Here is a 334-nt window from a genome sequence, read left to right as displayed (position 1 = left end):
AATTCGACTAAGCAAACCCTTACCCCAGCCAGTAGTTCAACCACGAGAGAATTTATGCGTTTTCACAGCCTGCAAGCAAGAATTATTGCGCTCTTCATCAGCCTGCTGCTGTTACTGCAACTGGCTGCCTACGGCTTTATTGATCAGGCGATAGATAAAAATGCGCGCCAGACGTTGAACAAAGAGCTGCATACCAATGAAAATTTCTTCCAGCGTATCATAGAAAAAAATGCACAGAATCTGGTGCAGGCTGCCACCATCGTATCTAAGGATTATGCCTTGCGCGACGCCATCAGCAGTAACGACACCCAGACCATCGTATCTGCGCTGCTGA

The 334-nt window shown here is 47.3% G+C and carries 1 pseudogene; it reads left to right on the top strand.

Annotated features, from left to right (window positions below):
- Positions 1 to 54: 54 nt before the first annotated feature.
- Positions 55 to 334: pseudogene (locus KDM89_RS20925) on the top strand (GGDEF domain-containing protein); the annotation flags it as partial.

Origin of the sequence: Cognatundibacterium luofuense (assembly GCF_018139685.1) — a bacterium.
GTDB classification, from domain to species: Bacteria; Pseudomonadota; Gammaproteobacteria; order Burkholderiales; family Burkholderiaceae_D; genus Undibacterium; species Undibacterium luofuense.
This window is presented reverse-complemented; position numbering and strand designations above follow the sequence as displayed.